Genomic DNA, 23,462 nt, shown 5'->3' with positions numbered 1-23,462 from the left:
AGTATTGAACGAGCTTAAGCTATCAATTGAAAACGTAAACCCTGCAGTATTGTGGGGCCCGAATAATGATCATTTTGAGATCATTAAGAAGCAATACCCCAAGCTTAAAATAGTTGCCAGAGGCAGTGAAGTAAAAGTTTTGGGCGATGATAATGAATTGAATATTTTTCAGGAAAAATTCACTCACCTGATAAATCATGTTGAGAAATTTGAAAACCTCAACATAACCGACCTTGAGCGGATCCTGGGTTCAAAGGCCAGCAACAACGTTGCAAATGCTGAGCCGGCTACTGCCGATAAGTTTGCAAGCGGCGAGGTTATTGTATTTGGACCTAACGGTATTATGGTTAGGGCGCGTACAACCAATCAGCGTCGTATGGTTGATAGCATTAACAAAAGCGATATCCTGTTTGCTATTGGGCCTGCCGGTACGGGTAAAACTTATACTGCTGTTGCTTTGGCGGTAAGGGCGTTAAAGAACAAAGAAATTAAACGTATCATATTAACCCGGCCGGCGGTTGAAGCAGGGGAGAACCTTGGTTTTTTACCGGGCGACCTTAAAGAAAAGATCGACCCTTACCTGAGGCCTTTATATGACGCGCTTGACGACATGATTCCGGCCGAGAAACTTAAGGTTTACCTGGAGAACCGTACTATCGAAATTGCTCCGCTGGCATTTATGCGTGGCCGTACCCTTGATAACTGTTTTGTTATTTTGGACGAAGCCCAGAATGCTACCGATATGCAGCTGAAAATGTTCCTGACCCGTATGGGGCCATCAGCCAAATTCATAGTAACCGGCGACGTAACCCAGATAGATTTACCTAAAAAACAACAGTCGGGCTTACATACCGCTTTAAGGATCCTGACCGATATTAAAGGCATCGAAATAGTATACCTGAGCGGTGAGGACGTGGTAAGGCACAAATTAGTAAAACGAATATTAGAAGCCTACGGGGATATACAGTAATTAGCGATTAGTTTATAGTTCATGGTTGATAGTTCATAGTAAAAATGCAAATCAGCTATGAACTATCAACTATCAACCATGAACTAAAAACAATGAACGCAATAAAAGAAACACATTTTAACTTTCCGGGACAAACTGCTTTTTATAAGGGGAAAGTACGCGATGTTTATACTATAGATAATAAATACCTGGCCATGGTTGTTAGTGACCGCATCTCAGCCTTTGATGTTGTACTGCCCGAGGCTATTCCTTATAAAGGCCAGGTGCTTAACCAAATTGCTGCCCGCTTTCTGGAAGCTACCAAAGATATCGTTCCAAACTGGGTTATTTCAGTTCCGGATCCAAGTGTTACCATTGGCCGTATCTGTGAGCCGTTTAAGGTGGAGATGGTGATCCGCGGTTACCTTGCCGGTCATGCCGCACGCGAGTATGCCGCAGGCAGGCACCACGTATGCGGTGTAGCTTTGCCTGAAGGGTTAAAAGAAAACGATATCCTGCCCGAGCCAATCATTACGCCAACTACAAAAGCATCTGTAGGGCACGATGAAGATATTTCACGCGAGGAAATCCTGGCAAGAGGTATTGTATCTGAAGAAGATTATGTGAAACTTGAAGCTTATACCCAGGCGCTGTTTAAACGCGGCACCGAAATTGCAGCTAAACAAGGTTTAATATTGGTTGATACCAAATATGAATTTGGTAAGGTTGACGGTCAGATTTACCTGATTGACGAGATCCACACACCTGATTCATCAAGATATTTTTATAAAGAAGGGTACGAAGAACGCCAGCAAAAAGGTGAACCGCAAAAACAGCTTTCGAAAGAGTTTGTACGCAGATGGCTTATCGAAAATGGTTTCCAGGGTAAAGACGGACAGGTGGTACCGGTTATGACCGAGGAGATTGTTAATTCGATATCTGAGCGCTATATTGAGCTTTATGAAAAGATTATTGGCGAGGCATTTGTTAAACCTGCCGAAGGCAGTGTACTAACCCGTGTTGAAACAGCAATTAATAACGCCTTGAGTGTTATGTAATTTTAAAATATCCATAAAATATTTATCTTAGCTTATTAAATTTAATAAGAATGAAATTTACTGTAGATAAACACGAGAAATATATATTATTGAAGCTTAATGAATCAAAATTAAATTCAATAGTAACTCCTCAGTTAAAATCTGAATTGATACTGATCAATACCGAAGGTCAGCGCAACATCATTCTTGACTTGTCGCAAGTTAAATATGCCGATTCATCAGGTTTAAGCAGTTTACTGGTTGGTCATCGCTTGTGTAAAAATGCTACAGGTTCCTTCATTCTGGCAGGTTTAAATGATGCAGTTGCACGTTTAATAACCATATCACAATTGGATAATGTTTTAACCATTGTGCCAACTGCCGAAGAAGGTGTCGATCTTATTTTTATGGAAGAGATTGAAAAAGAGTTAAAAAAGGAAGCAAGATAAACCATTTGATTGTTTACCTATTATGAAATTTGAGGTAACAATACTTGGAAGCAGCTCCGCAACCCCCATCTTTAACAGAAATCCCACTTCACAGGTGCTCAATATCAATGAGCGCCTGTATTTAATAGACTGCGGCGAGGGCACGCAGCAACAAATGCTCCGCTTTGACGTCAAGGCCAGTCGCATTGATCATATTTTCATCAGTCATCTTCACGGCGATCATTACTTAGGCCTGGTAGGTTTATTATCGTCCATGCACCTCAACGGGCGTAAAAAGGGGCTTAAGCTGGTTTGCCCCGAACCATTGAAGGAGATCATTGATCTGCAGTTAAGATATTCAGATACCGAGCTTCAATTCCCTATTGAATATGTTTTTACTAATGCGCAACAAAGGGAGGTGGTGATCAGCAATAATGATGTTACTATTGAAACCATACCGCTCGATCATCGTATTGCCTGCACCGGTTTTTTATTTAGGGAAAAGAAACGGCTCCGCAAACTGATCAAAGAGAAAATTGAAAACCTTGATATCTCCGTAGCCTATTACTCGATATTAAAAAAAGGCGGTGATTATACTGATGAGAAGGGGAATGTCTACAAAAATGAAGATTTAACTATTGATTCGGCGGAGCCAAAAACTTATGCTTACTGCTCCGATACGATGTATAATGAAAGCTACTTTGCCCAAATTGCCAACGCAACGCTGCTATATCACGAGGCTACCTTTTTAAATGATATGCTTGACAGGGCTGTTATAACCCATCACACTACAGCATTACAGGCAGGAGAGATAGCTTTAAAAACCAATGCCAAGAAGTTGCTTATTGGTCATTTTTCGGCCCGTTATAAAACCCTGAACGAGTTACTGGACGAGGCTAAAATAAATTTCCCCTCAACTGAACTTGCAATTGAGGGGAAAACCTTTTTTATAGAATAAAGCTGAAAGCTTAAGGCATAAAGCCAAAAGCAAGAATATTCTCTTAATCTTTTTTACCGCCGAATACTGAGAAGCTTACGTAGCGTTTTGGATGCGCTTTCAAATCAATAAACAGGTTATTGAGGTTGTTTGATGCATCAGTAAGGTTTTTGTACATTTTATCGTCGTTAAGCAATAAACCCAATGAACCCTGACCTGCGTTGATCTTAGCGATGGTTGCCTGTAAATCGGCCATGGCTTTGTTTGCGTTATCAAGCGTTTGTTTCAGGTTGGCAGCAGCCACATCATTACTTACTTTTTCAAAGTTGGCCGTCATGCCGTTAAGGTGTGCTGTACTTGTTTTTAAGTTGCCCGATACCACTTCGGCATTAGAAAGTATGGCATCGATATGGCTGCTTTGTGCCCCAACAAGATGATCGATCTTTTTGGTAGTTCCTTCAAGCGTTTGCAAAGAGTTGGCGATGCTCATGAAACTGCGATCGATGTTTTTCTGAAAGTTAGGGTTCAGGATCTTGTTTACAGCTGTTAAAGATGAATCAAGCTTAGTGATTAACAGCTCCGCCTTTTTTTGTATTGGTTGCAGGCTTTCTGCAAGGCTGCCCTGAATATCGGCTTTAAGTGTGTCTTTATCTTCGGCAGGTACATTGCTGTTCCCTAACTCAAAAACTATGGCTTTGCTGCCTAACAAATCAGTACTTTCAAGTTTAGCAAGGGTGTTTTTTGGTACAACTACATCCGGTTCAATTTTAAATTCAACTACGGTACGGCCGTCAGGCTGAAGTTGCATTTTAGAGATGCGTCCTATCTGGAAGCCGTTTACCAAAACAGGTTTTGAAACGGTAAGGCCTTCAACACTATTATAGATAGCGTAGTATTTATTTGATCCCGAAAAAATATCATTACCGCGTAAATAACTGTAACCTAATATGAGTATAGTAATTGCAATGGCCGTAAGTGCACCAATTTTGGTTTCGTTAGAGATTTTCATTAAGTAGAGTTTATGCGTTAATTGTGTTTAAGGTTATAAACCTGCAAAAAGGTTTATATGTTTTATTATGTACGTTTTATTTACGTAGAAGGTAACAGTTTAGCTTTATAATTATTGCGCAACCTGTTCCATTTCTTTTTTATAGCTTGTTAATGCGCGGATAATTGAGGCCACAATTTCGTTTTGCCCATCTTCCGAGTTGAGGTATTTCTCATCATCCGGGTTGTTGATATAGCCGGTTTCAACCAGTACCGATGGCATTGCGCTGTGACAAAGCACGTAAATACCTTGCTCCCTGATACCCTCACTGCGCCTTCCGTCGGTATCAGTAAACTCGCCATTTATTAAAGTAGCCAGTTTAATACTTTGCTGACGGAATTTCCTTTTGTACTCGTTAGTTAAAATGATGGTCATCGGATCGTTCGGGTCCAATGCGCCGCCATCAAGTTCACTTTCCTCACCAACCTGGTTTTTCTGAATAGCGCTTTCTTCTTCGCGGGTACGGTGCAATCCGTAAACCAAAATCAGCACACCTTTGCCCGAACGGTCGGGTACTCTTACCGTGCGGTAAACGGCTTTATGACGTTTAGTGCCCACTTTTTCGCGAACGGTTCTGTCAGATAATGAGTTACAGTGCAGCGATATGAAAAGCTGTCCCTTGTTTTCGTTTGCTATTTCGGCCCGGCGCTCAAACGAAACATCATCTTCGGTAGTACGGGTCATTACAGCTTTTACGCCGGTTAATTCTTTTTCTATAGCGGCCTGCAATTTAAAGCCAATAGCCAGCGTTACATTCCTTTCTGACGAATATGAGCCCGATGCACCATGCGAATAATGACCTGTAGAGGCTGATGGTTTACCACCATGCCCTGGGTCGATAATAATAGTTTTGATTTTAAAACCGGTGCTGTTTACAACAGTATCCGACTGAAGGGGATGACTATTGGTTAAATTAGAACTGTATGATTTAAAAGGAAAAAATGAAAGGAGAATCAGCAATACCCACAAACTATAAATCAATCTTTTCAATGCCTTATTTTTCATTATTTTTGAACGCTGTTAACTTTATCTGCAAAAATACTATTCATAATCAATTTTGAAATTCATAACCTTTTTTTTTCTGCTTGCAATTATATTAATAGTAAACGGCCTTGCTAATGCTGGTACCATTTTAAATGACCGCCACAACAGCAGACCTTTAAGGGATACTATTATCAAACTTGATTCGCTTCGTGATAAGAAACTTCTTAAAGGTAAAAAATCCGGTTCAATTACGCCACTTAGAAACGGCAAACCAGTAAATTCTTTACCTGCCAATGATACCACAAAGAAAAACAAAAGCGGGATTCAGTCAGAAATAAAAGCAACCGCCGAAGATTCGATCTACTCGGACAGGGAGCACCAGATTAACTACTTTTATGGCAAAGCCCGTGTAACCTATGAAGATTTTGAGCTTGATGCAGATTATATTAGGGTCGACGAAAAAAATCACCTTGTTTTTGCAAGTGGTAGCATAGATCCGCGGACACATCAATATATCCGCAGGCCTATCATGAAGCAAAAAACGGATAAGCCGGTTGCGTCTGACTCTTTACTATTTAACTATCAAACCAAAAAAGTAAAAATCTACAACCCTGCATCTGAGCAGGAGGGAAACTTTATTTCTGGCGGACAGGCTAAAAAGCTTAATGATGATGAGGTAGCATATCGTAACGTAATTTTCAGTACCTGCGATTTGCCTTATCCCGATACGCATTTTGGTATAGTAATAACCCGTGGTATAGGCGAAAAGAAACGTATCATATCCGGCCCGGCCTACCTTGAAATTGAGGGGATACCATTGCCGCTTGGGATACCTTTCGGCTTTTTCCCAAAGCCGGATACCAGGACATCGGGTGTTATTTTGCCAACCTTTGGCGAGGACAATACGCTCGGCTTTTACCTAAAGGGACTGGGATATTATATCGGTATAAATGATTATTTGGATTTAACCACAACTGGGTCTATTTATTCAAAAGGCTCGTACGAGTTAAGCAGCACGGCCCGTTACCTGAAACGATATAAATATACCGGTAACGTTACGCTGAGCTTTGGTTCGCACAATTATGGCCTGGAAGGTGATCCGGCTACTAAAGACGCGCATATTTACTGGTCGCACGTGCAGGACGCTAATGCCAACCCTGGTTCAACATTCAGTGCTTCTGTTGATGCTGGTACTTCAGGCTTTTTCAGAAATACGCCATCGGCAACTAACTATAACCCAACCGCGCTTGCTCAAAGTAGTTTGCGTTCAAGTATCGCGTATGGTAAAACCTGGGCCGGTACGCCTTTTAACTTAAGTGTCGGTATTTCGCACAGCCAGGATATAGCCCGTAAAACGGTAAACATCGAGTTGCCTACCATCGCGTTTGGTATGTCGTCAATAAACCCATTCGATTCAAAAGACAGGGTAGGCGAACAAAAATGGTATCAGAAAATTACAGTCAGCTACAACCTGGTAGGTACCAACAAGTTGAATGATATTCCGGAGGCCCAGTTGTTTAAAAGCGAAACCTTATCGAAAAGGTTGCAAAATGGTTTCCAGCATACCATTCCGGTTAGTTTGGGCCTAAACGTGTTTAAGTACTTTCAGTTTAATAACAGTATCAACTATACCGAACGCTGGTATTTTCAAAGCATTAACGAAAGGTTTGAAAGGGGAAGTATTGCCGGATCAAACCAGTTAGTTATTGATACCGTTCCTGGCTTTAAGCGTGCCGGGGAGTACAGCATTAGTACCGGCTTATCAACCAAATTATATGCTACCATGAACTTTAAGCATGGTAACCTGAAAGCCATCAGGCACGTGGCTACGCCATCCATAAGTTTCAGTTACCGTCCTGACTTCAGCGATCCGAGCTTTGGATATTACAAAACCGCTGTAAGTACTGCTACCGTGCCATATCCCTATACGTATCAAAAGTATTCTATTTTCCAGAATGGCGTTTACGGAGGGCCTTCGGCTGGTAAACAGGCGGGCTTGAACTTCTCGGTCGATAACACGATAGAGGCAAAAGTGAAGGCGAAAAGCTCGGATACCTCCGGTACCGATCGTAAGATCACGATTTTGCAGGGTTTGTCATTCTCTACATTCTACAATTTCGCAGCCGATTCAATGAAACTGTCGGATATCTCGTTTTCGGGACATACGGCCATTTTTAACCAAAAATTGAGTATCAGTTTTTCGGGGGTATTTAGTCCTTATGTTACCAAGGTAAGTGATTCCATTTCAAATAATACTATCGTAAAAACAAGTCGTTATATAAACAGGTATGCCTGGCAGGATGGTAAATTTCCTACTTTAACAGGTTTGAATATCTCAATGGGCGGTAGCTTAAATTCAACCAAGGCAACCCCGGGTAATGCGGCACTTAATACCATTGCCACTATGAATACCAGCCAGGCGCAACGACTGGCGTTGGTAAATAGCGATCCGAATGCTTACGTGGATTTTAATGTACCGTGGAATATCTCTTTGAACTATAGTTTCAGCTATCAAAATTACCTGAATAATAAAAACACAAGTAATACGCTCCAGATCTCGGGCGACGTAAACCTTACGCAAAAGTGGAAGATCCAGTATACTACCACTTATGATATAAAAGCGGCTAAATTTGCCAGCGCTACGTCGTTTTCCATATACCGGGATCTGCATTGCTGGGACATGGCGTTTCAGTGGATTCCGTTTGGGGTATATAAAATGTATAACGTAACTTTAAAGGTGAAAGCATCTATTTTGCAGGATTTGAAGCTGAGCAAGAGAAGCGATTACAATCCCCAATCAACTTTTTATTAATATAAAAATGCTGGCAGAAATAATTACCATCGGCGACGAAATACTTATCGGACAAATTGTTGATACGAATTCGGCCTGGATGGCTACCGAACTTAACAAGATAGGGCTTAGGGTAAAACAGATCTCATCAATAAGCGACGACAGGGAACATATCCTCAAAGCACTGGCCGAGGCAGCAAACCGGGCCAACGTGATTTTTATTACCGGGGGCCTTGGTCCTACAAAAGATGATATCACAAAAAAAACATTAGCCGAATATTTTGGCGTTGGTCTGGTTGAAAATAAAGAAGCCCTGGCCAATGTAGAACGTATTTTTGCTAAATATAACCGCCCGCTGCTTGAAGTAAACAAGCAGCAAGCCCTTGTTCCGGCCAATTGTCAGATAGTGCTTAACGAAAATGGCACGGCTCCGGGTATGTGGTTTAACCATAATGGGGTGATTTATGTGTCGATGCCGGGCGTGCCGTTTGAGATGATGTATATGATGGAAGAACAGGTACTGCCAAAGCTTAAGGCTACCCTTAAATTTCCAACTATTATTCATAAAACACTGCTAACCGTTGGCGAAGGCGAATCATTTTTGGCCGAACGCATAGCGGATATTGAAAACGATTTACCGCAGCATATTAAACTGGCATACCTGCCCAAGTTGGGCCAGGTACGTTTGCGTTTGAGCGCTTTTGGCGAAAACGAAGCCGCTCTGCAACAGGAAGTTGATGTGTTTGCCGCGCGCCTTATTGAGCGGATTGGTTTGCCATTTGTAATCGATAAAGATATCGCGCTTGAGAAGGCCCTGCTTGATATCATGGAAGCAAATAACTTTACTTTATCAGTAGCCGAAAGCTGTACCGGTGGCTATCTTTCACACTTGTTTACCCAACATCCGGGTTCATCGCATGTATTTTTAGGTGGAGCTATATCGTACTCTTACGAATTAAAGGAGAGTATTTTGGGCGTAAAGAACGAAACTTTATGGCAACACGGTGCGGTTAGCGAGGAAACTGTAAAAGAAATGGTAGAGGGTGCACTGTTAAATTTTAAATCGGATTTGGCAATTGCAATTACCGGCGTTGCGGGCCCTGGCGGCGGCACGGAAGACAAACCCGTTGGTACAGTGTGGATTGCAGTTGCGGGAAAAGGGAAGTCATTAATAAAAAAGCATATATTTGGTACCAAACGCCGCCAAAACATTGAGAGGAGTGCTATAACAGCACTGTCAATGTTGAATACTTTACTTACTGAAATTAAAAAGTAAAGATTTAAATATATAATTTTGGAGTTAAACTATATTCTACTGTATGGCCAAATACCAACTGTTATTGCCAAAAATGGGAGAGAGTGTTGCCGAGGCAACCGTTATCAAATGGATAAAAAATCCGGGTGATAAGGTAAATGCCGATGATGCGGTAATGGAGATCGCTACCGATAAAGTTGACTCTGACGTGCCCTCGCCTGTAGCGGGTAGGTTAGTTGAACAACTTTATAAAGAAAATGATGTGGTGCAGGTTGGGGCGGTTATTGCGATCATTGAAACTGACGAACCTGAAGCAGCACCTGCAATTGTTCAGCCTGAGTCAACTCCGGAGGTAAAACCTGCCGGGGAATCCAAAATAGCAGAATCAACTTATCACGAAACTGTTCAGTTTAAAGAGATTGAGAAAACTCCTGAACCAGAATTAAACGAAATTCAATCCGAAAGCTTAGCGGGCATTCCTGGCCTGGATCAGCTTGGGCAAAAAAGCTCACCTGCTTCGTTGTTTAAATCAGAAGGGCGCTTTTATTCGCCACTGGTAAGAAATATTGCCGCTCAGGAAGGTATCAGCATTGATGAGCTTGACAGTATTTCTGGAACAGGTTCTGAAGGCCGTTTAACCAAAGATGATTTATTAAACTACCTGCAGGCAAAAACTTCGACTGCCGCTCAAAATGGTCAACCTTCGGCGTCGGTTAGTACTCCGCCTGCCGAAGCTGTAAAAGTTGCCGAGCCGGTTAAGGAAGCACAGCCAGTTGCAGAAAAAGTAAATACACCTGTTCAGGATCCGCAGCCGGTACCACAACCAGTTATTCCGGCAAGTCCTGAACCTGTAAAAACGGAAGTGACGAAAACTGCTCCTGTTGAGCAGAGACCAGTTCCGGCTACTTCTGTAACTGGTACAGATGAGATCATTGAGATGGACAGGATGCGCCGTTTAATTGCCGACCATATGGTGATGAGCAAGCAAACTTCGCCTCACGTTACATCCTTTGTTGAAGCAGATGTTACCAACCTGGTATTATGGCGCGAAAAAGTTAAAAATAGCTTTGAAAAACGTGAAGGTGAAAAGATAACCTTTACGCCTATATTCATAGAGGCCGTAGTAAAAGCCATCAAGGATTTCCCGATGATCAACGTATCTGTTAATGGTACCCAAATCATCAAGAAAGCGGCAATCAATATAAGCATGGCAACTGCTTTGCCAAGCGGTAACCTGATAGTACCTGTAATTAAAAAGGCCGATGAGCTTAACCTGGTTGGCTTAACAAAAGCTGTAAATGACCTGGCAAACCGTGCCCGTATTGGCAAACTACAGCCTGATGATGTAAAGGACGGTACGTTCACCATCACCAATGTTGGCTCGTTTGGTAACGTTATGGGTACGCCTATAATTAACCAACCGCAGGTTGCAATTTTGGCTGTTGGCGCTATTAAGAAGAAACCAGCGGTTATTGAAACCAAAGAGGGGGATATGATCGCTATACGTCACATGATGTTCCTTTCGTTATCATATGATCACCGTGTTGTAGATGGTGCCTTAGGGGGCTCCTTTGTAAGGCGTGTGGCTGATTATTTGGAGAAATGGGATAGCAGCAGAGAAGTATAATTCTAAATGATATAAAAACGAAGAACGCCGGGCAAATAGCCCGGCGTTCTTCGTTTTAGGGATTGCCGTTGGGAAATTGAATTTTAAATTTTTACTAATGAAGCATATAAACAGCTTCGGGCCTTAAATCACGTTTATGGCGCAAATTCTGTGAAAATTCGTATTAACTTTGCTCTTGAAAATGGCTTACAAGTATATTGATAATTACCGCGAACAGGGTGCCCGTAAAAGATTGGTTGATGTTTTAAGAAAGAAGGGAATTGGCGACGAACATGTTTTAGAGGCTATCGGTAAAGTAAAACGCCATTACTTTTTTGATGAAACTTTCTGGAACCAGGCTTATAGGGACATCGCGTTTCCTATAGGCGAGGGGCAAACCATATCGCAACCATATACTGTTGCCTATCAAACCGAATTATTACATATTCGCAAAGGGGATAAAGTGCTGGAAATAGGTACGGGCTCCGGCTATCAAACCTGTATCCTGCTTGAGCTTGGCGCTACAGTTTACACCATCGAACGCCAGGAAAAGCTGTATCATCGTACTAAATTTATATTGCCCAGCGAAATGGGGTACAATGCCCACTTTTTTTTGGGCGACGGCTCTATTGGTTTGGCGGATCATGCGCCTTATGATAAGATCATTGTAACGGCCGGCGCGCCAACTGTTCCCGAAGTGCTTTTAAAGCAATTAAATATAGGCGGAATCCTTGTGATCCCGGTTGGTGACGAAGAAACTCAAAAAATGGTTACTATCCTGAAAGTAGGAGAGAACGACTACGAAAAAATTGTGCTGGATACCTTCAGGTTTGTACCGTTGGTAGGAGATAAAGCCTGGTAGTGGATTTGGGATTTCGAATTTTCGATTTCGAAATTGTGAATGGACAGATGTAGATATAATTCGAAATCCAAATTCTCAATTCCGAAATCAGATTTATCTTTTCATCACCCTATCTAATTCTATCTTAGTATCACGTTCCTTCATGGTTTCGCGCTTGTCGTAAGTCTTTTTACCCTGGGCCAGCCCTATCTCCAGTTTCGCAAACCCACGTTCGCTAATAAATAAAGCCAGCGGAACTATAGTTAATCCACGTTCTTCGCCACGGGTTTGGAGTTTTTTAAGCTCTTTTTTATTTAGTAATAGGATACGGTCGCGCTTGGCTTCGTGATTATAGAATGAGCCAAATGAGTATTCTGAAATGTGCAGGTTGCGTACATATAACTGATTGTTAATGAATGTGCAAAATGCGTCGTTAATATTAGCCTTACCTTGCCTTATCGATTTGATTTCGGTGCCGAGCAGCTGTATACCCGCCACGTACTTATCAAGTATATGATATTCAAAGTAAGCTTTTTTATTTTTTATATAGATGTTATCCTGGCTCATGATTATTAATCCGCAAACTTACAAAATTAGTTTGACTGTGGCTTTACTACCAGCACGGGCACGTTAACCATGTGCCTCACGGAATTTACGGTAGTGCCAAATATAAGATCCTTTAGCGCTTTGTGCCCGTGTGACCCCATTACAATAAAATCAACATTTTGATCTTTCACAATTTCGGCAATGGCACTGGCCGGGTTGCCGTAGCCAATTTGCCCCTGCGCGTTATAGCCAAGATTTTTCAGCGCGCATACATATTTATCCAGGTTATCAAAATCAACCTGGGTTTCGTTGTCCATTACCTCGCCGCCGTAGTAGCGGGCACCGGCGGTTTCAACAACGTGAATCAATGTATAACCAGCCTTTTTGCCGCCCTGCATAATGGCGTGACGAAGGCAATCGGTGTCATTTTTTGAAAAATCTATAGTTATACCAATATGGCCGTAAGTTATGGCGTCAAGCTCGGTAATAGCATTAGCTATGCCATGCGGAACATAAGCCGGCTTATCGTAATGTTTAAATAACAATGGTCTGATGAAAACATAGATTAATAGTACCCCTATGCCGATAACAATCGGAACCACAACGGCGTATATCCATACGGCCGAAGGATTACCCGTTACCCAGTCTATAATCTCTTCATAAACCAGTTTGGCATTCAGCGCAACAATTAACAGGGCGCTTGCCCATGCTAATGCCCTTGTTTGAAAATTGATGGCGAATTTGCCCATCCGTTTCCTGTCGGACGTAAAATGGATAAGAGGAATCACCGCGAAACCCAATTGCAGGCTCAGTACCACCTGGCTTAAGATTAATAGTTTTCCCAAGCCATCTTCTCCGTAGTAAAGTATGGTGAACACGGCCGGTACAATGGCCAGTATCCTGGTAAGCAGACGGCGTAACCAGGGCTCAATCCGCAGGTTAATATGGCCTTCCATAATGATCTGCCCGGCAAGCGTTCCTGTAATAGTTGAACTTTGACCAGACGCTATCAAAGCTATGGCAAACAGCGTAGGGGCAATGGCTCCAAAAATATGTTCCAATAGCTTAAACGCATCCTGTATTTCAGCAACCTCAAAATAGCCGTTCCTGAAAAACGCGCTTGCGGCTAATATCAGGATGGCAGCATTTACAAAAAAAGCGAGGTTGAGCGCTATAACGGTGTCAAAGAGGTTAAACTTAATAGCGGCCCTGAAACCTTCTTCTGTACGGGTGATTTGCCGGGTTTGTACAAGCGATGAATGCAGGTACAGGTTATGGGGCATTACCGTTGCGCCAATAATACCTATAGCGATATAAAGCATCTGCTGACTTATTTTATCGCCTTTAAATAGGTTGCCGGGTATAAAACCTTTTGCTACTTCTATCACATCCGGTTTAACGATAAACATCTCAACCAGGAAAGAGAGCCCTACGATAAAGATCATGGAAATGATAAAGCCCTCAAGTTTGCGCATGCCCTTGTTCATGAGGTAAAGCATGAGCACGGTATCGGTTATGGTAAGCGATACGCCCCAGATCAACGGGAGGTGAAAAAGTAGCTTTAAACCAATGGCCATACCAATAATTTCGGCAAGGTCGCAGGCTACGATGGCAATTTGGGCTAATATGTATAACCAAAAGTTAACAAAGCGCGGATAGGCATTTTTAGAAGCCTGTGCAAGATCGAGCCCGCGGACTATCCCCAACCGGGCAGCCAGTGACTGCAACAGGAGCGCTATCATGTTTGATACAAACAGTACCCAGATCAGCTTATATCCAAAGGCACTGCCACCGGCAATGTCTGTTGCCCAGTTTCCCGGATCCATATAGCCCACGCTCACCAGGTAAGCCGGGCCCAAAAAAGCCATCAGCTTGCGCCATCCGGTTTTATTTTCGGTGCTTACCGATCCGTGTACATTACCTAAAGATTCGTTGTGTTTATTATTCATAGGGCTATAAGCAGATTGTTGGCTACCTCGCGACTGATCTGCACTTCTTTATTGCCGGTTTGTACCACTACCGAGTGGTCGTATTCGATAATATCAGTGATTATGATTTTGCAGCCAATGGTAAGCTGTTGTTTATCGAGGTATTGTAAAAAAGATGAACTATGGTCGCGCACGCCGGAAATAACGCCGCATTGATTAATTGTTACCGCCGACACAGGCTTTAGTTCATGAGTATTAAAGCGGCCATTACAATCAGGGATGGGATCGCCATGCGGATCATGTGTAGGGTAGCCCATAAACTGATCGAGGCGGTCAATCAATTCCTCGGATGAAATATGTTCCATCTCTTCGGCAAGGTCATGTACCTGATCCCATTTAAAGTTAAGTTTCTCAACCAAAAAGTACTCCCACAAGCGGTGTTTACGGATAATACCTAATGCTATTTTTTCGCCGGAAGGGGTAAGGTTTACGCCCTGGTAAGGAGTGTAATTAATGAGGGCCTTATCTGCAAGCTTTTTTAGCATATCGGTAACCGAAGATGCTTTGGTATTTAGCGAGGATGCGATTTGATTTGTACTCGCATTGCCATCATTTTCAGTGAGATGATAAATGGCTTTTAAGTAGTTTTCCTCGGCTAAAGTATTCATTTAAACAAATCTAATAAAAAATTTAGACTAATCTAAAAAAATAAACGTTAGGAAATATGTTTTTGTTGAAGTACTTTAAAGAAAAATTAAATTTTGCGAAGCAAGGAAAATACTATATTTGCATACAACTATGGCCGCCGAATTAGATAAAATAGACCTACAGATACTCAAGATTTTACAGGAAAACGGAAGGATAACCAACCTCCAGCTGTCTAATGAGATAGGGCTTTCACCAGCACCTACCCTTGAACGCGTGCGTAAACTTGAGAACGCCGAATACATTAAAAGCTATCATGCCTTGGTAGATGAAGAGAAGTTAGGATTGGGGATCAAAACCTTTATCCAGATCTCACTTGATTTTCATCAGAAAAATACCATTCAAACTTTTTTGGATGAGATCAAGAATATTAAGGAAGTTACCGAGTGCCATCACGTAACCGGCCAGTGCGATTTTCTGCTGAAGGTATACGTACGTGACATTAAATCGTACGAGCAATTGATCATGGAAAAGATCAGCCGTATTACCGTGGTCAAAACATTCCAAACCATGATGATCATGTCGACCAGCAAAAAGGAGCCAATAGTGCCGCTGGAGTATTAGATATAAGAATCAAGAAGTCCAGATACAAGAGTCAGGATAGAATCAGGACGACAAGAATTAAGAGTCAAGAAGAGGAGATTTTAATATCTTTTATTCTTGACTCTTTTTATTTATTACGTTTTACAAATCTTGACTCTTGTATGTTTCCCGGCTCTTGTATCTTGACTTCTTGACTCTTGTCTTGCTGTCTTGATTCTTTCCTCTAATGAATCTGCCAGTCAATTTCTTTCTTTCCTTCTTTTTTCAATATTTCATTAGTTTTTGAAAATGGCTTGCTGCCAAAAAAACCACGATCTGCAGAGAATGGTGAAGGGTGGGCAGAGCGGATGATAAAATGTTTCTTTTCATCGATCAAAACCGCTTTTGACTGGGCAAAGGCTCCCCATAGTATAAACACAATACCTTCTTTTTTATCGGAGATGGTTTTGATCACTTCGTCGGTAAATTCTTCCCAGCCTCTTTTTTGGTGCGAGCCTGGGGTGCTCGCCCTAACGGTAAGTGTAGCATTTAGTAATAATACACCTTGTTTAGCCCATTCTTCAAGATTACCGTGCGCCGGGGCTTTAAATCCGGGAATATCAACCTGAAGTTCTTTATAGATGTTCATCAACGAACGGGGAATAGCAATTCCCTTTTGTACCGAAAAGGACAATCCATGAGCCTGATGGGCACCGTGATAAGGGTCCTGGCCTAATATTACCACTTTAACATCATCAAAATGGGTAGTGTTAAAAGCATTAAAGATGTCGCTGTTTTTAGGGTAAACAATTTGTCCTGATTCCTGCTCTTCTTTTAAAAATTGTTTAAGTTTTACCATGTAAGGTTTGCCAAATTCCTGCTGTAAAACCTCAAGCCATGATGGTGGTAATGCAATCGCCATAAATATTTATATAGAAGTTGGTTTAGCGTGCAAATAAACAGATATTTGCGTTAATATTAGTATCACAAATTATGTCAAATATTGTTCGGTTAATTATTGCTTGTGTAGTGATGGGTGCGGCGGTCGCGCTTTGTGCATTCGGTTTTTGGGGATGGGGTATTTTAGTTTTGTTGATAGGTGGTATTTTGCTGCTTAGCTTCTTCTTTAACGAAAACATGATCATTGCCCAGTACTTTTTACGTAAAGAAAATTCTGAAAAGTCAGAAGAATGGTTATTGAAAATCACTGATTACGAAAAGCAGCTGCATAAAAACCAGCACGGTTATTATAACCTGCTGATCGGTTTGATCGAATCTCGTAAGGCTCCGATGAAAGCAGAGAAATATTTCAAGAAAGCGTTGTCGTTGGGTATGAAAATGTCGCACAATGTCGCTTTGGCAAAATTGAGCCTTGCCGGTATTTCAATGGCTAAACGTAACAAGCGTGAAGCACAGATGTATTTATCAGAAGCTACAAAAGATGATAAGAACAAACTACTTACCGAACAGATCAAGATGATGAAAGGCCAGTTGGCACAGATGGATAAGCAGGTAGTAAGAGGGGGATATCGCCAGTACTAAAAAGAGAATAAAATAAAAGGAATAAAAAATAAAAGGGACGCGAAAATCGCGTCCCTTTTATTTTTCTTCAATGGCGCTGAAATAGTCAGGCGTCGCAGAGTGGTTTTGATAAGGCTGAACGTAGCTATCAGTATGATAGGTGTGCGTATCTTCAGATGGATTGGCTACTTCAACAAGCTTCAGTAAACTTCTGATGAACGACAGGTTGAAATTATTCCTGTTTAGTTTGATCAGGTATTCGTTTTCGGTTATCTCTAATATTGAGTTAGTCATAATGCGTATGAGTTGTATAATACAATATTAAAGAATAACTTAATATCGAAAGTTTTCCTTTTTTTATGATTTTGTTAACAAATTGTTATCCGGGATTGGATTTTGGGGCAGTGGAGAGGTAAATGGAATTGAACGGAGGTGATAATGAGATTATTATCACCTCCGTTTTTTGATTTTAGCAGAAAATCAAATTATTCAAACCAGGCCATAACAACTTCTTTAGTTGGCATGGTAATATCAAGTTTTAATTTTTTGCGCATACCGCCAAGGTCATTAAATACCTTGTTAGGGTTGCCTGCTTTTAGTTCTTCAACAGTGTTGAAGCCCATTTTATTTAATACGGGTACCCATTCGGCAGGCACACCAATGTTTATAAAATCATCGGCAGTAGCAACTTTAACTTTTTTCTCCGGGCGCATCTGCGGGAAGAATAATACTTCCTGGATAGTGCTCTGATTGGTCATTAACATTACCAGCCTGTCGATACCGATACCTAAGCCCGATGTTGGCGGCATACCGTATTCAAGTGCGCGTAAAAAGTCGTCATCCATAGCCATAGCCTCGTCATCACCACGACCGGCCAGGATCAACTGCTCTTCCAAACGCTCACGCTGATCAATAGGGTCATTCAGCTCCGAGTAAGCATTGGCAATTTCTTTACCGTTTACAAATAACTCAAAACGCTCAACCAGCCCTTCCTTAGTACGGTGTTTTTTGGCAAGCGGTGTCATTTCGATAGGGTAGTCCGTAATATAAGTAGGCTGGATCAGGTGATGCTCAACTTTAGCGCTGAAGATCTCGTCAATCAATTTGCCTTTGCCCATGCTTGGGTTTACTTCTATTTTCAACTCTGCACAAACCTCGCGTAAGCCGGCTTCATCCATGGCAGATACATCGATGCCGGTATATTTCAGGATCGAATCATACATAGATAGCTTTTCGTAAGGGCCTGCAAAGTTAATTTCGTTGCTGCCAACCTGTACAACCGGGATGCCGTGAACTGCTCTTGCTACAGTTTCCAGGCATTCTTCAACCATGGCCATCATCCATATGTAGTCTTTATAGGCTACATAAATTTCCATAGCAGTAAATTCCGGGTTGTGGGTGCGGTCCATGCCCTCATTACGGAACATTTTACCAAATTCGTAAACACCGTCAAAGCCGGCTACAATAAGCCTTTTTAAGTAAAGCTCGTTGGCAATACGTAAAAACAGCGGCATATCAAGGGTGTTATGGTGGGTAGCAAACGGACGTGCCGCCGCACCGCCATGTACAGGCTGTAGGATAGGGGTTTCAACCTCCATCCATCCCTGGGTGTTAAAGTAACCACGCATAGCGCTGATCACTTTTGAGCGGTTGATGAAGATCTGTTTGTAATCCGGGTTAACGGTTAAATCCACATAGCGTTGGCGGTAGCGTAACTCAGGGTCGGTAAAACCATCGTGGATGGTGCCATCGTCTTCGCGTTTAACAACCGGCAGTGGTTTCAATGATTTTGAAAGCACAACCAGTTCACGTACGTGAACCGAGATCTCGCCGGTTTGGGTAAGGAAAACATAGCCTTTTACACCAACGTAATCGCCAATATCAAGTAGTTTCTTAAATACAGTGTTATATAAAGTTTTATCCTCACCAGGGCAAATATCATCGCGTTTCAGGTAAATCTGCACACGACCGGTTGAATCCTGTAATTCGGCAAACGAAGCGTTGCCCATGATACGGCGGGTCATGATCCTGCCTGCAATTACAACATCCTGGTAGGCCTCGGGTTTATCCTTAAAATTATCAGCTATATCCTGTGCCCAGGCGTTAACATTAAAAGCTTCGGCGGGGTATGGGTTAATACCCAGTGCACGTAGCTCCTGTAAAGATTTGCGGCGAAAGATTTCCTGTTCGGATAATGCAATACTCATGTGATGTACGGTATTTTAATAAAGGTGCAAAAGTAAGGTTTTTAAATCTATCTTTTTAATCAAACATTTGATAGATGGTAAAGAAGTATGCGTGAGGAGTAAAGCGTTAACAATCCTACAAATCCACTACTTGTATCAAATATTTTACCCCCGCAAAATAATCGGGTAGTAAAACGTGTTACTTTAGCAAAACCAAAAGTAACCTGTACCGCACATGAAAAAACTATCCGTTATTATATTATTCTTATCGGCACTTGGGGGCAAGGCCGTAGCTCAGGATCAAACCGATCTTTATTCGCCCGATACTAAAGCGCAGTTGATCGCGAAACAATTCTCTTTTACAGAAGGGCCGGCTGTTGATAAAAAAGGCAATGTGTTTTTTACGGATCAGCCCAATAACAAGATCTGGAAATACGATACCGATGGCAAGCTTTCCGTTTTCCTGGATAGCGCGGGCCGCTCAAACGGCATGTATTTCGATAAAAAGGGAAATCTAATCAGTTGTGCCGATGCTGATGACCAGTTATGGTCTATCAGCCCCAAAGGAAAAGTAACCGTTTTGCTAAAAGACTACCAGGGCCATAAATTTAACGGCCCTAACGATGTTTGGGTACGCCCGGATGGCGGCATTTATATCACCGATCCATACTATCAGCGCGATTACTGGACACGCAAACAGTCTGATCTCGATGGTCAGAAACTCTACTTCCTGGCTAAAGGAAAAGCGCCTGCGGTAATTGTTGATGATAAATTTGTGCGTCCTAACGGCATCGTAGGCACACCGGATGGAAAGAATTTGTATGTGGCCGATATTGGTGATAATAAAACCTATCGTTATGATATCAATAAAGATGGCACACTATCAAACCGTACTTTATTTATAGCGATGGGCTGTGACGGAATGACAATTGACGAGCGCGGTAATATTTACATGTGTGGCAAAGGTGTTACCATAGTTAACCCTAAAGGCGAAAAGATTGGCCATATAGATATTGATGAACCCTGGACAGCCAACATCTGTTTCGGCGGCAAAAACAAAGATGTGTTATTCATTACAGCCTCGAAGGCAGTTTACACCTTTAAAATGAATGTAAAAGGTGTGGATTGATCTCGTGTCCTAACAATAGGAGATTAGCAAAATAAGCATGAAATAGCAAGTGTTCAACTTTTAAAAGTATGAACACTTGTTGTTTTTACCTGGGTTTTATTGCTTGGAAATCAATAGATTATAAATAGTGAAAAACGTGCAATAAATTAATTTGAACAGTTTGTTGTTGGTAGTCAATTAGTTGTGGTTTCGGGCTTTCAAAAGGTGAACACCCGTTTTTCAAAAGTTGAACACTTCCGAAAAGTGCCAGCAAAAAAGCCGGAAATATTTTACATTTCCGGCTTTCCTTTTTCAATTACCGCTTTTGTTATGAGCCAGAAGCGCCGGTATCTACCTTAACTTCAAGTGCTGTCCTAACCGAAGCAGGCAGAGTTGATAGCAGTGTATAACCAGTAGCGGTTTCAATATCCTTAATGGTAGTGATGTACTTAGTCCAGTCGGAATTGATGGTATTGATGTTAGGTGTGTTTACCGCGATAACCCTTGTTGAAGCGGTAACCCTTGCAACATCACCATCGCCTTTCGGGATGATCAGGGCAATTTTCCAAACATTGCTTGGTACGTTTACGTGACCACTGTTAATGGTGCTGGCAGTACCGTTTGAACCTGTGCCGCCGGTTCCATAGCTGCCCATAATAATGTATACCTCGTTACCGGCAACCACTTGCTCGCGCAGGTAGTTTTCAAGGTTAGCCCAGGTTTGTTGGTTGTTTTGAGGGGCCTGTGGTATCATATTGGTCATCAGGAAGGTTGATGCATTAGCATCTGTAGAGCTTGTACGATCGGCCGACGGACAATTATGCCCCCTGTCGAAACCACTGCCTGAGTAGCTATTGCTCTCTACCTGGTACCAGGCAGCAGGTAATCCGCTCCAGCCAGCAAAATCATCTAACCTGCCGGTTGCATTGGTGGTATTGGTTGCATCCAGGTGCCAGCTTACCCAGTTTGGTTCGCCTTTGGTAGCGTTGTATGATTCTACATAATACTTTTGATCTATCAGGTAATTATCCATAGACGCCAATGTTGAAAGCGCGTTTGATGGATTACCGAAAAGCAGGTTGCTGTTGTCGCCGCTTGTTGGTGGCGCATCCGCACCGGCGGTAACATCGCGCGGGGTTGATGGGCTTGTGCTGCCCGGAGTATCGCCGCTGCCGGTATCTGGCGTTCCAACAGTTATACCAGGATCGCCGGCACCTTTAAAAGTGATATCATCAATGTTGATACGGGTTGTTCCTGTTTTTTTGATCTCAAACCTAACTTTTCCTGTAACGCTTACTTTAAATGAATCGGTTACCAGCGTGGTATTGGTTTCAGTAATATCAGTACCAACCTGGGTATAGTTTGTTCCGCCATCTGTCGACATTAATAATTGCCATGTAGATGTTGCATCAGTACCGTATTTGCCATGTTTAATATACAAAGTAGTAAGACCGTTGATATCAAAATTCATGGCAATATCACCGGTACGGATCCTTACTGATTTTGTACCGTCTTTTAAATCAGCAGCAAGATTGCCTATCAATGCATCGTTAAAATTCCAGCTGCCCGTACTTAAGGATACATCTGCCGCTGCATAGGCGGTTTTCGCACCCTGTTCAAAATCCTCGGTAATAGTGTAAGGAGTGGGAGCAGGAGGAGTGGTTGTCTTCGTAGTATCGCCGGTTTTAGGCGGCGTCGGCGAGTTTTTAAGGTCTTTGGAACATCCGGCAAAGGTTAAAGCTAAACCCAGGCCAATAAGCAGGTTGTTAATTTTCATAATTGTTGTTTTTATGATAGATAAATACAAAGTACAGCCAATGCGTTTACGCTGTGCAAATTTTTTAAAACCAGGAAAGATTTAGGGGAGAAAAAAACAGGCCCGGCCAGTATACCGGGCCTGTTGGTATAAGATATTACGATTGCGGAACTACGAAATTTGTTCCGTCGAATACGAAAGTTTTGCTGACGTTTGAGGTTTTACCAAAGCTGTAAACAACATAGGTAACCACAAATTTTTGGTTTGGAAGTGCGGTAGTTTTAAATTTCTCTGTTAACACGGCTATCATAGCAGCATTCAGATCTGCATCGCTCCAGTAAGTAGCATCGGTTGTAGCACTGATGTTAAAGTCGGGGTATTTGGCAACGTTGTCCCTTGCAGCCTGGGTACCTACGGTGGTTTGTGTGCCAATGTAAACGTAATCATCTTTAACAAGGGTATAGCTAACGGTGCTGCTTACTACCCATTTGCCACTTGCACGCTCAAACGATAAAGTGCGCGGAGTTGAACCGGAAACCCAGTTGCTGCCATCAAACGCGAAGGCTGTTACTTTTTGAAAATCAGTAGTACCATCATAGTAGTTATAGCTTACATATTGGATATCGCCAACCTGTGCGGTTGCAGATATGCTTAAGTCGGCTTTTAATAATGCACCGATATAAGTGTTGACACTGCTCACATTATCGGTAGCAACAAACTCGTTATGGTTTGAGCGACCGATTGAGGCGTACTGAGCTGGCGACAAAAGATAAATTTGCTGCCAGGCACCATTTAAATACATATATCCAAATGTTTGTACAGATACACTGCCCGAGTAATAATTAAAAGTTAACACCGCCAGCTGGTTAGCTTTAGGAGATGATGTTTTAGGCCCGTAAGGCAACCATGAAAGTATTTGAGCAGCCGTAAAATCGGTGAACTTGTTGCCCGGTAACAGTAAATAATCAGCGTTGGTTAGCGTATACGCTACGTTTTTGTAAACACTGTCTGCAACTTTAACCTGTGGCGTACCTACGTTGAAAGTTACATCGGCGGTTGAACCATCGTCAACGCGCGGATATTCAGTGGCCAACAGTCCCGGAATGGTTTGTTTAGCGTCATCCTCTGATTGAAAAACGCCGTTTTTATAACCATATGATGAGGTATCAAGCTTTTTATAATCGGCCGCAACCAGTGTTTGGGTCAGCTTGGCCTTATGCAAAGGCATAGTATTTGGAATAACCGGTTGTTTTTGGCAGGCCGATAATGCAAGGGCTGCCAGTACCAGTATGTTAGATATCTTTTTCATTTTAA

Annotated in this window: 21 protein-coding genes; 11 read left to right on the top strand and 10 right to left on the bottom strand. The window is 42.2% G+C overall.

All coding sequences use genetic code 11. The features are described 5' to 3' along the window. Positions 1–4 precede the first annotated feature (4 nt). From EAH55_RS27010 to EAH55_RS26995, 4 genes are all read left to right on the top strand, one after another. The gene (locus EAH55_RS27010; protein ID WP_114940594.1) at positions 5–970 is read left to right on the top strand and encodes a PhoH family protein; all 966 of its coding nucleotides are present in this window, start codon (positions 5–7) and stop codon (positions 968–970) included. Between the two features lie 92 nt (positions 971–1,062). Continuing rightward, positions 1,063–2,007 (top strand): phosphoribosylaminoimidazolesuccinocarboxamide synthase, encoded by a 945-nt coding sequence (locus EAH55_RS27005; RefSeq protein ID WP_121812474.1) that lies wholly within the window; start codon positions 1,063–1,065, stop codon positions 2,005–2,007. 50 nt (positions 2,008–2,057) lie between these two features. Next, positions 2,058–2,435, top strand: coding sequence for an STAS domain-containing protein (locus tag EAH55_RS27000; protein WP_090527130.1), 378 nt, complete (start codon positions 2,058–2,060; stop codon positions 2,433–2,435). A 22-nt stretch (positions 2,436–2,457) separates the two neighbouring features. Then, positions 2,458–3,372: a ribonuclease Z gene (locus tag EAH55_RS26995; RefSeq protein ID WP_121812391.1), complete on the top strand. Its 915-nt coding sequence runs from the start codon at positions 2,458–2,460 to the stop codon at positions 3,370–3,372. 43 nt (positions 3,373–3,415) lie between these two features. Here EAH55_RS26995 and EAH55_RS26990 read toward each other — a convergent pair whose 3' ends face one another. Then, positions 3,416–4,360 (bottom strand): MlaD family protein, encoded by a 945-nt coding sequence (locus EAH55_RS26990; RefSeq protein WP_121812390.1) that lies wholly within the window; start codon positions 4,358–4,360, stop codon positions 3,416–3,418. A 111-nt stretch (positions 4,361–4,471) separates the two neighbouring features. Further along, positions 4,472–5,404, bottom strand: a complete 933-nt coding sequence (locus EAH55_RS26985; protein WP_121812389.1) for an N-acetylmuramoyl-L-alanine amidase family protein — start codon at positions 5,402–5,404, stop codon at positions 4,472–4,474. A gap of 52 nt (positions 5,405–5,456) precedes the next feature. Here EAH55_RS26985 and EAH55_RS26980 point away from each other — a divergent pair, with 52 nt between their 5' ends. The 4 genes from EAH55_RS26980 to EAH55_RS26965 all read left to right on the top strand — a co-directional run bounded on the left by EAH55_RS26980 (position 5,457) and on the right by EAH55_RS26965 (position 11,897). Beyond that, positions 5,457–8,195, top strand: coding sequence for a putative LPS assembly protein LptD (locus tag EAH55_RS26980; protein ID WP_121812388.1), 2,739 nt, complete (start codon positions 5,457–5,459; stop codon positions 8,193–8,195). Positions 8,196–8,202: 7 nt separating this feature from the next. After that, positions 8,203–9,450 (top strand): competence/damage-inducible protein A, encoded by a 1,248-nt coding sequence (locus EAH55_RS26975; RefSeq protein WP_121812387.1) that lies wholly within the window; start codon positions 8,203–8,205, stop codon positions 9,448–9,450. A 43-nt stretch (positions 9,451–9,493) separates the two neighbouring features. Continuing rightward, positions 9,494–11,056, top strand: a complete 1,563-nt coding sequence (locus EAH55_RS26970; protein WP_121812386.1) for a dihydrolipoamide acetyltransferase family protein — start codon at positions 9,494–9,496, stop codon at positions 11,054–11,056. A gap of 181 nt (positions 11,057–11,237) precedes the next feature. Next, positions 11,238–11,897 carry a protein-L-isoaspartate(D-aspartate) O-methyltransferase gene (locus EAH55_RS26965; RefSeq protein WP_112565585.1) on the top strand — a complete coding sequence of 220 codons (660 nt, stop codon included), beginning with the start codon at positions 11,238–11,240 and terminating at the stop codon, positions 11,895–11,897. Between the two features lie 93 nt (positions 11,898–11,990). Here the strand turns inward: EAH55_RS26965 and smpB are convergent, their stop codons facing one another. Genes smpB through EAH55_RS26950 form a run of 3 tightly spaced genes read right to left on the bottom strand, consistent with a single transcriptional unit; the run spans position 11,991 to position 15,018 of the window. After that, positions 11,991–12,443 (bottom strand): SsrA-binding protein SmpB, encoded by a 453-nt coding sequence (smpB, locus tag EAH55_RS26960; protein WP_090527145.1) that lies wholly within the window; start codon positions 12,441–12,443, stop codon positions 11,991–11,993. Positions 12,444–12,469: 26 nt separating this feature from the next. Continuing rightward, positions 12,470–14,371 (bottom strand): Nramp family divalent metal transporter, encoded by a 1,902-nt coding sequence (locus EAH55_RS26955; protein ID WP_121812385.1) that lies wholly within the window; start codon positions 14,369–14,371, stop codon positions 12,470–12,472. Beyond that, positions 14,368–15,018: a metal-dependent transcriptional regulator gene (locus tag EAH55_RS26950; RefSeq protein ID WP_121812384.1), complete on the bottom strand. Its 651-nt coding sequence runs from the start codon at positions 15,016–15,018 to the stop codon at positions 14,368–14,370. Before EAH55_RS26950 ends, EAH55_RS26955 begins: the two co-directional genes overlap by 4 nt. A gap of 130 nt (positions 15,019–15,148) precedes the next feature. Here EAH55_RS26950 and EAH55_RS26945 point away from each other — a divergent pair, with 130 nt between their 5' ends. Further along, positions 15,149–15,619: an Lrp/AsnC family transcriptional regulator gene (locus tag EAH55_RS26945; protein WP_022832833.1), complete on the top strand. Its 471-nt coding sequence runs from the start codon at positions 15,149–15,151 to the stop codon at positions 15,617–15,619. Positions 15,620–15,821: 202 nt separating this feature from the next. On the opposite strand, the gene ung is transcribed toward EAH55_RS26945, so the two are convergent. Beyond that, on the bottom strand, positions 15,822–16,499 hold the full coding sequence (ung, locus tag EAH55_RS26940) for a uracil-DNA glycosylase (RefSeq protein ID WP_121812383.1): 678 nt from the start codon (positions 16,497–16,499) through the stop codon (positions 15,822–15,824). A gap of 71 nt (positions 16,500–16,570) precedes the next feature. Here ung and EAH55_RS26935 point away from each other — a divergent pair, with 71 nt between their 5' ends. After that, positions 16,571–17,119 (top strand): DUF2892 domain-containing protein, encoded by a 549-nt coding sequence (locus EAH55_RS26935; protein ID WP_112565597.1) that lies wholly within the window; start codon positions 16,571–16,573, stop codon positions 17,117–17,119. 57 nt (positions 17,120–17,176) lie between these two features. Here EAH55_RS26935 and EAH55_RS26930 read toward each other — a convergent pair whose 3' ends face one another. Both EAH55_RS26930 and lysS read right to left on the bottom strand, forming a co-directional pair. Beyond that, positions 17,177–17,392: a hypothetical protein gene (locus EAH55_RS26930; RefSeq protein ID WP_112565600.1), complete on the bottom strand. Its 216-nt coding sequence runs from the start codon at positions 17,390–17,392 to the stop codon at positions 17,177–17,179. Positions 17,393–17,583: 191 nt separating this feature from the next. Continuing rightward, the gene (gene lysS / locus EAH55_RS26925; RefSeq protein ID WP_121812382.1) at positions 17,584–19,305 is read right to left on the bottom strand and encodes a lysine--tRNA ligase; all 1,722 of its coding nucleotides are present in this window, start codon (positions 19,303–19,305) and stop codon (positions 17,584–17,586) included. Between the two features lie 214 nt (positions 19,306–19,519). Here lysS and EAH55_RS26920 point away from each other — a divergent pair, with 214 nt between their 5' ends. Then, positions 19,520–20,413 (top strand): SMP-30/gluconolactonase/LRE family protein, encoded by an 894-nt coding sequence (locus EAH55_RS26920; protein ID WP_121812381.1) that lies wholly within the window; start codon positions 19,520–19,522, stop codon positions 20,411–20,413. A gap of 307 nt (positions 20,414–20,720) precedes the next feature. On the opposite strand, the gene EAH55_RS26915 is transcribed toward EAH55_RS26920, so the two are convergent. Together EAH55_RS26915 and EAH55_RS26910 are read right to left on the bottom strand one after the other, a co-directional pair. After that, entirely contained in the window at positions 20,721–22,169 is a 1,449-nt protein-coding gene (locus EAH55_RS26915; RefSeq protein ID WP_121812380.1) for a DNA/RNA non-specific endonuclease, read from the bottom strand. Between the two features lie 136 nt (positions 22,170–22,305). Further along, positions 22,306–23,457, bottom strand: a complete 1,152-nt coding sequence (locus EAH55_RS26910; protein WP_121812379.1) for a hypothetical protein — start codon at positions 23,455–23,457, stop codon at positions 22,306–22,308. Between the last annotated feature and the right edge of the window lie 5 nt (positions 23,458–23,462).

Source organism: Mucilaginibacter kameinonensis, assembly GCF_003675385.1.
GTDB lineage: Bacteria > Bacteroidota > Bacteroidia > Sphingobacteriales > Sphingobacteriaceae > Mucilaginibacter > Mucilaginibacter kameinonensis.
Note: the sequence above shows the minus strand (reverse complement) of the source record. Positions and strands in the feature narration are given on the sequence as shown.